The 10649-nt window shown below is 69.9% G+C and carries 7 protein-coding genes; 2 read left to right on the top strand and 5 right to left on the bottom strand.

Annotated features, from left to right (window positions below):
- Positions 1-439: 439 nt before the first annotated feature.
- Positions 440-1756, bottom strand: a complete 1317-nt coding sequence (gene hisS / locus PHA29_RS05780; protein ID WP_270848603.1) for a histidine--tRNA ligase — start codon at positions 1754-1756, stop codon at positions 440-442.
- Positions 1757-2031: 275 nt separating this feature from the next.
- Here hisS and PHA29_RS05785 point away from each other — a divergent pair, with 275 nt between their 5' ends.
- Positions 2032-3114: a threonine aldolase family protein gene (locus tag PHA29_RS05785; protein ID WP_270848605.1), complete on the top strand. Its 1083-nt coding sequence runs from the start codon at positions 2032-2034 to the stop codon at positions 3112-3114.
- Between the two features lie 166 nt (positions 3115-3280).
- Here the strand turns inward: PHA29_RS05785 and PHA29_RS05790 are convergent, their stop codons facing one another.
- The 3 genes from PHA29_RS05790 to PHA29_RS05800 form a co-directional block, all read right to left on the bottom strand.
- Positions 3281-4399: a DMT family transporter gene (locus PHA29_RS05790; protein ID WP_270848607.1), complete on the bottom strand. Its 1119-nt coding sequence runs from the start codon at positions 4397-4399 to the stop codon at positions 3281-3283.
- Between the two features lie 78 nt (positions 4400-4477).
- Positions 4478-5935 (bottom strand): pyruvate kinase, encoded by a 1458-nt coding sequence (gene pyk / locus PHA29_RS05795; RefSeq protein ID WP_270848609.1) that lies wholly within the window; start codon positions 5933-5935, stop codon positions 4478-4480.
- Positions 5936-6523: 588 nt separating this feature from the next.
- Entirely contained in the window at positions 6524-7372 is an 849-nt protein-coding gene (locus PHA29_RS05800; RefSeq protein ID WP_270403868.1) for a class II fructose-bisphosphate aldolase, read from the bottom strand.
- 1181 nt (positions 7373-8553) lie between these two features.
- On the opposite strand from PHA29_RS05800, the gene PHA29_RS05805 reads away from it, so the two are divergent.
- Complete coding sequence (locus PHA29_RS05805; protein WP_270403871.1) at positions 8554-9354, top strand: DeoR/GlpR family DNA-binding transcription regulator; 801 nt, start codon at positions 8554-8556, stop codon at positions 9352-9354.
- Between the two features lie 117 nt (positions 9355-9471).
- Here the strand turns inward: PHA29_RS05805 and PHA29_RS05810 are convergent, their stop codons facing one another.
- A complete protein-coding gene (locus PHA29_RS05810) occupies positions 9472-10407 on the bottom strand; it encodes a hexose kinase (RefSeq protein ID WP_270848611.1) in 936 nt (311 codons plus the stop codon).
- Positions 10408-10649 lie beyond the last annotated feature (242 nt).

Genomic DNA, 10649 nt, shown 5'->3' on the forward strand with positions numbered 1-10649 from the left:
TTTCCACGCGCCCCGCGGGGCACCCGTTCTTGCCAGCGGTGCAAGCAGGCGCCGTGCATCAGCCAACCATGCAGCGCTCAATATGCGATTCTAGAACTCGTTCGCAGGTGTTTATGCAGACGGTCGGGGTGCGGTATATAAATGGCGCCCTGAAGGTTGCGATGCCACGAGACGGTAAAATGCGAATAAAAAGCAGGTCAACGCTTTAGTCTGATGACTCGCGAAAGCGACTGGCGGATTGTATGCAATATCGCCCATTCAGTTCAGCGCCTATTTATTTTCATTTTGAAGAGCAGCTCATTCATTTTATCCAAGCCATTCGGCTCGGATAAAGCCCGCGAACGCACCCACCGCGCATCGCAAAAAGCAGCGGCCCGCATCACCAGATACGGGCCGTCGAACGGTCTATGCACAACGAAGCCACCCTTGGGCATCGGGCTTACGAGAGCAGGCGGCGCACCGCCTCGACGATCGCGCTGCGGTCGACAAGCTCCTCGTCGTGGCTCACCATGTCGCGGACTTTGACCTTGCCGGCCGCGAGCTCGTCGCCGCCGATGACGGCGATGAGCGCCGCGCCCAGCTTGTCGGCCTGCTTGAACTGGCTCTTCAGCGAGCGCCCCTGGTAATCGGCCTCGGTGCGCAGGCCGGCCGCGCGCAGCTCCGCGCACAGCGCGAAGACCTCCCCGCGCAGCTCCGCCCCCGCGTTGGCGACGTAGATGCACGACGGCGCGTCCGACGCCGGGTCGACGCCGAACGCCTCGAGCGCGAGCATGGCGCGCTCGAAGCCCACCGCGAAGCCGACGCCGGGGGTGGGCTTGCCGCCCTCGAGCTCGACCAGCCCGTCGTAGCGCCCGCCGCCGCCGATCGAGCCCACGCCGGCGCCCGGGGCCTCGACCTCGAACACCGTGCGGGTGTAGTAGTCCAGGCCGCGCACGAGGGTGGGGTCCTCGACGTACGCGATCCCCGCCGCGTCGAGGTAGCGCTTGACCTGCTCGTAGTGGTCGCGGCACTCGTCGCACAGGTTGTCCCGCATGAGCGGGGCGCCCTGCATGACCTCGTGGCAGCGCTCGTTCTTGCAGTCGAAGGCGCGCAGCGGGTTGATCTCGGCGCGCTCGCGGCACTCGTCGCACATCTCGTCGGCATGGTCGAGGATGAACGAGCGCACGGCGTCGCGGTAGGCGGGCCGGCACGCCGGGTCGCCCATCGAGTTGATGAGCAGACGCAGGCGGGACAGGTCGAAGCCCAGGCGGCGGTAGAACTCCATGAGCATGATGATGCACTCGGCGTCGGCGGCCGGGTCGGGCGCGCCGAGCCACTCGATGCCCACCTGGTGGAACTGGCGCAGACGGCCCTTCTGCGGGCGCTCGCCGCGGAACATCGCCTCGGCGTAGTACGCCTTGAACGGGGTGGCTCCCTGCGGGACCAGGTTGTTCTCCACCACCGCGCGCACCACGCCGGCCGTGCCCTCGGGGCGCAGGGCGAGCCGCTGCTTGGCCTTGAGCTTGGCGTCGGTCCCGTCCTCGAGCACGCGGGCGAAGTTCGCACCCGAGAACACGCGGAACATCTCCTTGCGCACCACGTCGGTCGAGGTGCCGATGCCGTGGACGAAGACGTCGAGCTGCTCGATGGCCGGCGTCTCGATCGCGTCGAAGCCGTACGGCTCGAACACCTCGGCGGCCACGCGCTGCATGCGCTGCCACGCGCGCATGTCGCGCCCGATGAGGTCGCGGGTTCCCTCGGCTTTCTGTGCTTGCATATCGTCTCCTGTCAGGCGGCGCCCGCGCGCGGCGCGCGACGGCGCAGGCCGGTCGTTTGTCGGGCACCCATTATAGACGCGAAGCCGCGGCGGCGCGTCCGACAAGGAAGGGTTCGCTGGGGACGGGTTCGTTTCAACCCATGGGTTCGTTGGGGACGGGTTCGCTTCAACCCCCCACCTGTTTCATCCCCATCCCCGGGCGCGACGGCGGACGCCGCGCGGACCGCGCGCTATCATGGGGCCGCACCGCACGAACCGAACCGATTGGGACGACCATGCACCAGTTCCGCAACGACTACTCCGAGGGCGCCGCGCCCGAGATCCTCGACGCCCTCGTCCGCACCAACGGGGAGCAGACCGTCGGCTACGGCGGCGACCCCCACTGCGCCCGCGCGGCCGGCCTCATCCGCGCCGAGATCGGCCAGGGCGATGCCGACGTGCGGTTCGTCCCCGGCGGCACGGCCGCCAACATCCTCGCCGTCTCCGCGCTGACCGAGGAGTTCGAGGGCCCCATCCTCGCCGCCGACGCGCACCCCACCATCCACGAGACAGGCGCCATCGAAGGCTGCGGGCGCCGCCTGCTCGCGACCGACGACCCGCTCGGGCTGCTCACCCCGGATGCCGCCGAGCGCGCGTGGGCGACCGTCACGGCGAACGGCAGCCACAGCACGCGCCCCGGCATGGTCTACATCTCCGATACCACCGAGCTCGGGCACGTCTGGACGCGCGGGGAGTTCGACGCGATCTGCGACTGGGCGCACGGGCACGGCCTCGCCGTGTACGTGGACGGGGCGCGCATCGCGAGCGCCATGACGGCGGACGGCGCCGACCTCGACATCCGCCACCTCGCCGAGCGGGCGGACGCCTTCACCTTGGGCGGGACCAAGAACGGCATGCTGTTCGGCGAGGCCCTCGTGGTGAGCCCCCGCACCGAGCGGGGGCGGCGCGCCATCGACCGCCTGCCCTACCTCACCAAGCGCGCCGGGGCGCTCATGGCCAAGGGACGTCTCATGGGCGTCATGTACGAGGCCGCCTTCGACCCCGCCAACGCCGACGGGTGCGGCACCCTGCCCTACTGGCGCTACGCCGCCCGCGCGAACGCGGCCTCCGTCCGGCTCGCGCGCGGTCTCGCGGCCGCCGGCTTCGAACCGTTGCTGCAGACCGCCGGCAACCAGCAGTTCTTCTGGGTCGATGCCGAGCAGGGCGCGCACCTCGCCGAGCATCTGGGCGCGGAGCTGATGGAAGCCCGCGATCCCGCGGGCGCAGGGCGCGTGCTCGCGCGCCTCGTCACCAGCTGGGCCGCGACGGACGCCAACGTCGACGAGGCGATCGCCTTCGCGCGCACGCTCGCCTCGTAACCGGCGCCGGGGGCCGTCCCGCCCGTCCGCCCGGCGCCTCCGCGGGGCCCCACGACACGGGGCCGTCCGAGCTGTCGTGCTGACAGCGGGAGCCGTCCCGCCTGTCGCGCCCCCACCTGTCGCGATCCGCCGCGCCCGGCCCGCCGGGACCCGCGGGCCGCCGGCCTTATCGGCGGCGCAGCGCCCTGCGCAGGAAGCCGAAGTGCGTCTCCGAGAGCACGATCGAGCAGAAGATGAACGCGAACCCCGCCACGAGGCGCAGGGTCAGCTGCTCGCCGCCGAGCAGCACCGAGAACAGCACCCCGAAGGGGGACTCGAGCGACAGCAGCAGCGACCCGGTCGACGAGGGGACGTGCGCGAGCCCGATGTTCTGCATGAACAGGCCCACGCAGGTGCACCCCAGCGTGAGGAAGGCCAGCACGCCGACGATCTGCGGCGTGAAGTCGCCCGGGGCGGGCAGGGGCTCGGTGGCGAGCGACAGCGCCGCGGACAGCGCCCCCACCCCGAGGAACATCCAGAACGTGAGCACGTTGACGTCCATGTCGCGCCCGAACTTGGCCGCCGCGGCGATCTGGAGGGCGAAGAACACCGCGCCGCCGAGGGTGAGCAGGTCGCCGAAGCTCATGCTGAAGCTGTCGAGCGCAACCAGCCCGATACCCGCCAGGCACATGAACGCCGCCCCCACGTTGTAGCGCGTGAGGCGCTCCCCGCTCGCGAGATAGCTGATGAAGGGGACGAGCACGCAGTAGGTGCCGGTGAGGAAGGCGTTCTTGCCGGCGGTGGTGTAGCCCAGCCCGACGGTCTGCAGGGTGTAGGCGCCCCACATGAGCACGCCCATCGTGAGCCCCGCGAAGAGGTAGCGCGCGTTCAGGTGCGCGAGCACGCGCCGCCGGAACAGGGCGAGCATGATGAGGGTGGACGAGCCGAACCGGCACATGAGAAGGAACGACGGCGGTATCGAGTCGAGCGCGTCCTTCACCACGAAGAACGAGAAGCCCCACATGAGCGCCATCGAGGCGAGGACGGCCTTCCAGAACAGCGGCGAGCGGGCCCCGGCGCCGCGCAGCTCGCCCGGACCGCGGTCCTCGGGCGGAACCGGGGCGTCGGACCCCCAGCCCTGCTCGGGCGCCCCCGGGGCGGCGGGCTCCTCCTCCGGCGCCCGGCGCCTCCCCTGCCCGGACCGGCGTCCGGCGGCAGCGAGCGGGCCCTCCCCGCAGGAAGGGCCCGCACCCTTGAAATCGATGTCATGTCGTGCAGCGGTCTCCATAGCGCAAGAATGTAGCACGCGCCGCCGGCATCCGTCCATCGGTCGCGAGGCCACGTTTCGCCGCGGTTACGCGGCCCGGGCCCCGCGGTCCCCCGTCTACCTCACCTGCGCCACGTGCACCACGTTCGTCGACGTCACGCCGTCGGAGAACGTGATCGAGGTGTCCGGGTCGCCCACGGTGAGCACCGCTACGTCGCCCACGCGCACCACGCCGCGCCGCTTGGCGACCTCGAGCGCCGTCCGGACGACGTAGCGCTTGTCGCCGATCTCCCCCTCGGTCACCGGGTCGACGCCCCAGTAGATCGTCATCTTACGCGTCGCCGCGTCATGCGGCGTGACGGCGAGGACCGGCAGCATCGGGCGGAAGTTCGACACCAGGCGCGCCGAGCGGCCGGACTCGGTGGGGATGATGATGGCGCGGGCCTTCACGTTGAACGCCGTGCTCACGGCCGCGAGGCCGATAGCGCTGTTGATCGCGCGGATGCCCTTCTCGCTCGTATGGATGTCGAGGCGGTTGTGGTCGGGCATGGTCGCCTCGGCGATCATGGCGATGTTCGCCATCATCTTCACCGCCTCGAGCGGGTACCCGCCCGCCGCCGTCTCACCCGACAGCATCGTGGCGTCGGTCCCGTCGTTGATCGCGTTGGCGACGTCGGTGACCTCGGCGCGCGTCGGGCGCGGGTTGCGGATCATGGAGTCGAGCATCTGCGTGGCCGTGATGACCGGCTTGTACGCCTTGTTGCACTTCTGGATGATCTCCTTCTGGATGGTGGGGCAGACCTCGGGGGCGACCTCGACGCCCAGGTCGCCGCGGGCGACCATGATGCCGTCGGCCTCCTTCAGGATGTCGTCGAAGTGGTAGACCGCCAGCGCGCACTCGATCTTGGGGAAGATGTCCACGTTGGCGCCGCCGTGCTCCGCGCACAGGCGCCTGATCTCCCGCACGCCCTCGGCGTCGCGGATGAACGACGCGGCGATGAAATCGATGCCCTCCTCCAGGCCGAACAGGATGTCCTTGCGGTCCTGCTCGGTGATGGTGGGCAGGGACAACTTGGCGTTCGGGACGTTCACGCCCTTGCGCTCGCCCAGCTCGCCGCCGTTGTCGACCCGGCAGACCATGTCCTGCCCGTCGATGCTTTTCACCGTGAGGCCGATGAGGCCGTCGTCGATCAGGATGGTGCCGCCCGTATGGACCTCGCGCGGGAGCTCCAGGTGGTCGAGGTAGAAATGCTCGGCTGTGCCCAGCAGGTCCTCGGAGGTGGGCGCGGCGGTGACGGTCACCGTGGAGCCGGCCGTGAGCGTCACCTTCGCATGGCCCTCGAGCAGGCCGGTGCGGATCTCGGGGCCCTTGGTGTCGAGCAGGATGCCCACGGGCACGCCGAGCTCGCGCGAGATGCGCTTCACGCGCTCCATGCGCTCGTGCTGCTCCGCATGGCTGCCGTGGGAGAAGTTGAACCGGGCGACGTTCATGCCGGCGCGGATCATCTCGCGCAGGATGTCGTCATCATCGCAGGCAGGACCCATGGTGCATACGATCTTGGTGCGTTTGTTCATACGGGGTACCTCCGTCTCTCGGCGCTCGATGCGCCCGCGCGCATCTGACAGGACAGCGCCGATGAGGCGGATACGGCCGTCGGCCCCGGCTCCACTCGGCGCACGAGGAGTCGGGTGCCGGCCCCGGTGCCGCCATGGCCGTGACGGGCGGGCGGGTACCGGGCGGGCGCCGGACCGGGTCGCGGGACACCCGGGGGGTGCGGCGCACCGTATCTAGATTATCGCACGCACGAGGGGCCCATCCCGTCGCGCGCGCGGGCGGATTGGAATGTCTGGTAAGCGTAACAGCAGCTCAGAGCTATCAAGCATGACGAAATAGTACCTACCGCCACGCGATGCATGACCGAGGGGACATCCTCGCCCGCGGCGGCGGGACGGCCCCGCGCGCCGCGGGGCCTCCGCGTAGGCGGCTGCCGGCGGGGCGGCCTATCCCGCCGACGCCACCGGCGGGACTCCCCCCGGAAGGACGCCCCTCCCCGCCGGGGAAACGCCGCGGCCGACGGCCGCGCTCCCGCGCATGGCCGTCGGCCGCGAGCCGTTCGGATATGGTCGGGCGCGCCCTCCGGACGGGCGCGCCTGCAGGAACCGCTAGGCGCGGCCCACGGAGCCGAGGTTCTCCATGCGGACCTTGACGATCTTGGTGATCTCGGCCATGCCCGCCTGGCCCGGCTTCTTGGGATCGAAGCAGGCGGGGTTCTCGGCCATGTAGGCCATGAAGCCCTTCGTGAAGGCCTGACGCAGCTCGGTGGCGTAGTTGACCTTGCAGATGCCGTTCTTCACGGCCTCGGCGACCTGCTCGTCGGGCACGCCGGAGGTGCCGTGCAGCACGAGCGGCACGTCCACGGCGGCGCGGATCGCCTTCACGACGTCCTGCTCGATGTGGGGCTCGGCGGTGTAGACGCCGTGCGAGGTGCCCACGCCGATGGCGAGCGAGGTGCAGCCGGTGCGCTCGACGAACTCGCGGGCCTCGTCCGGGTCGGTGTAGGGGCTCTCGCCCTCGACCTCGACGTCGTCCTCCTTGCCGCCGACCTTGCCGAGCTCGGCCTCCACGGGCACGCCCATGGCGGCGCCGGCGTCGGCGACGAGCTTGGTGAGGGCGATGTTGTCCTCGAAGGTCTCGTGCGAGCCGTCGATCATGACGGAGGTGTAACCGGTGCGCAGGGCCTTCATGCAGCGATCGTAGCCGTCGCCGTGGTCGAGGTGCAGGGCCACGGGGACGCTCGTGCGCTCGGCGGCGGCCTTGACCATTCCGTAGAAGTAATCGAGGCCGGTCATCTTGATGGTGCCGGAGGTCGTCTGCATGATCACGGGGGACTTGGTCTCCTCCGCGGCGGCGAGGACCGCCATGACGAACTCGAGGTTCTCGACGTTGAAGGCGCCGACGGCGTAGTGGTTCCTCTGCGCGTCGAGCAGCATCTCCTTGGTGGTAACGAGCATCGGTTTCGCTCCCTCCTGCCGAACCCCCTCGGGGGGCGGCCATGCGGCGCCGCGTCCCTCTGACCGGCGCATTCGTTACCTGTATTGTACGAGATGGAGTGCGGCGGCGTTCCGTGCGCCATAAGCGGCTCCTCCCGGCATGGGAAAGGAAAGGAAAACCCCCTTCGGCCGCCTCCGCGCGCCCCGGGGCGAGGCCCCCGTCGCGACACAGGGCGACCCCCTGGCGAACGCATGGGTCATACGGTGCGGCCCCTCGATGAATGCGCGCACCACGCGGTGCGGCCCCTCGCCATGCTTTCGAATGGAAAGCATGCGAAAGCGGTTTGCTTGCCTGAAAGGAAACGAGCGAAAAGCAGAATCTACACAATTCCGCTCTCCCAGCCGGTCGCTGCCCCGTCCGCCGCGCGCCCCGGCGGCATCATACCGGTCTGCGGCCCCTGTCGCGGCCCTCCGTCCGCCGCACGTCCTGCAAGCCGGTCCCGCAGCCACGTCCCGACATCGGGAGCCGCCCTTCGGAGTGAACCCGTCGGCATCATCCCGGCATTCGGCTCCCGCTGCCACCCCATCGGCGGCATCCCGGCCTGCGCCCCGCCGCATGCCCGGTCGCATCATCCCTGCATGCAGTTCCGCATGCAGTTTCGCTGCTACCCGCCCCGCCGGCATCATCCCGACGCGCAATCCTTCCGCAATCATCCCGACATGCAACCCTTCCGCTGTAACATCGTTGGTATCACCCGGCCTGAATGCACGGAATCGCCGCCCATTTCGTGCATTTAGGCCGGGTGATACTGATGGTGTTACAGCATAAGCGGCGCTCGCGCGCCCCTCGGCGGCTTTCGGGAAGCGGAATGCGGACGAGAGGGACGACGGCGGTCCCGAAAAGCCGCCCAAAGCGCAGGCCACGCCCCGCAAGCCGAGCCCGCGGCCCGCCCTGAGATCGGGGGCCGCCCGTCAGAGCGGACCTGTCGAGCGCGGGCGGATTCCGAACCGAGGGCGCCCCGTCGGGCAGGTCATGTCCGCATGCGGCGCACCGCCTTCGATTCCTTTTGCAAAAGCAAAGGATTCGACTGTCGTTTGCTTGCCGTAAGGAAGTTTGGCGCACAATAGAATCTGCACAAAGGGCGGGACGACCACAGCCTCGAGCACCCTGCGTCCCCATGCGAAACCGAAAGGGGCCCGCCATGGCCGAGACCATCCCGCATTCGTTCGCCGAAGAACGCCGCACCGCCATCATGTCGATGCTCGACCGCACGGCCTCCGTGCAGGTTGCGGAGCTCGCACGGACGTTCAAGGTGTCGGCGGTCACCATCCGCGCCGACCTCGACGCCCTCGAGGCGGACGGCAAGCTGCGCCGCACGCACGGCGGCGCGGTCTCGTTGCACAAGACCCTGACCGTCTCCATCCAGGACAAGCGCGTGAACGTCAACGTCGCGGCCAAGCAGGCGATCGCGCGCGCCGCCATCGAGCTGGTCGAGGACGGGGACGCCCTGCTCGTCGATTCGGGCACGACGGCGCTCGAGTTCGTCCGCATGCTCAGCCAGCGCTCCGGGATCACCGTCATCACCGCCGACGTGACCATCGCCGACTTCATCGACGAGAGCCTGCCCGCGGTCGACGCGATCCTGCTCGGCGGCGCGCTGCGCAAGGGCCATCGGTACACGTACGGGCCCCTCACCATGCGCTCGCTGGAGATCATCCACGCCGACAAAGCGATCATCTGCCCGACCGCCATCGTGAGCGGCTGCGGCCTCATGACGAACTACGCCCAGATGGCCGAGGTCAAAAGCGGCATGATGAACGCCTCGCGGGAACGCATCGTGCTGGCGGACGCAAGCAAGCTCGACGGCCAGGGGCTGTTCCGGTTCGCCTCGATCGCCGACGTGGACACCGTCGTGGTGGACGCGGACCCCGACGGCGTCCTCTCGAACGAGATCGCCTCGCTGCCCGAGGCCTCGCCGCACCCGGCCCTCATCGTCGCATAGCAGCCGCGCCGCCCGCATGCGCCCGCGCGGGCGGCGCGACCGAACGCGCGGGGCGCCTCCGACCGGGACGTCCCGTCGGAGGCGCCCCGCCTCATGACCGTTTGCGCCCCGGCGCCCCTACAGCTCGGAGATCTCCACGGCGCCGTGGATCTCGTCCCAGCTCTCCATGACCAGGTGCCCGGTCTGCGGGTCCATGGCGTTCAGCGTGCCGCAGGTGTTGCCGCAGCGCAGGACCTCCTCCGCATCCGAACCGGCGGCGATGGCGTGGGCGAAGCCCGCGATCGTGGAGTCGCCCGAGCCGGTGGCGTTCACCGCGTCGATGCGCGGCGCACGGGCGCGCAGCGTGCGGCCGTCGTGGAAGGCGACCGAACCGGCGGCGCCCATGCTCACCACGACCCAGTCGATGCCCGCGAAGCGCTCGTCCGCAGCGAGGGTCGCGCGGAGCTCATCGAGGTCATCGGGGCTGAACGAGGTGCCCAGAAGCCCGTTGACCTCGGTCAGGTTGGGCTTCACGAGGGTCGGCTTGACATCGGAGGCGAGCGCGGCGTCGAGCGCGGCGCCCGAGGTGTCGAGCAGGACCGGCACGCCGGCCTCGCGCGCGATGCGGACCAGGTCGGCGTAGCATCCCGCCGGCACGCCCTTGGGCAGGGACCCCGACAGGGTCACGCACGAGGCGCCCGCCACCAGATCGCGGTAGTTGTCCATGAAGGCCCCGAGCTCCTCGGCGCTCACCGTGGGGCCGCTCTCCAGCAGCTCGGTCTGATTGCCGTCGTGCAGCAGCGCGATGCAGGTGCGGCTCTCCCCCGCGATGGGCGTGAAGCGGTGCGGGATGCCGTCGGCGTCCATCAGGTCGCCCAGGTAGGCACCCGAATGCCCGCCGAGCAGGCCGGTCGCCACGACGTCATCGCCCAGCTGGACGAGGACGCGGCTCACGTTCAGCCCCTTGCCACCGGCGGTCTTCGCCGCCGTCACGCGGTTGACGTCGTCGATCACGAGATGGTCGACCGTGTAGCGGGTATCGATCGAGGGGTTCATGGTGACGGTGAGAATCATGTGCATCCCTTTCTTTGGGCAGGTGACGGCCGCGGACGGGCCGGGGATCCCCGCGCGCGTCGTCCGGCGCTGCTGCAATTGTACCGTTGACGGGTTCGTACGCGGCGGCTCGGCCGCAGGCGGTCCGACCGCGCCCGCAAGCAAACGAAAGCGCCCTGGCCGGCCGCTGAGGCGGGAGCCCCGCCCAGCTCGACACCGACGCGGGCGCCCCGGCAAACCGGTCGCCGGCCGCGGGCGACCGC

Origin of the sequence: Candidatus Collinsella stercoripullorum (genome assembly GCF_027669965.1) — a bacterium.
Taxonomy (GTDB): domain Bacteria; phylum Actinomycetota; class Coriobacteriia; order Coriobacteriales; family Coriobacteriaceae; genus Collinsella; species Collinsella stercoripullorum.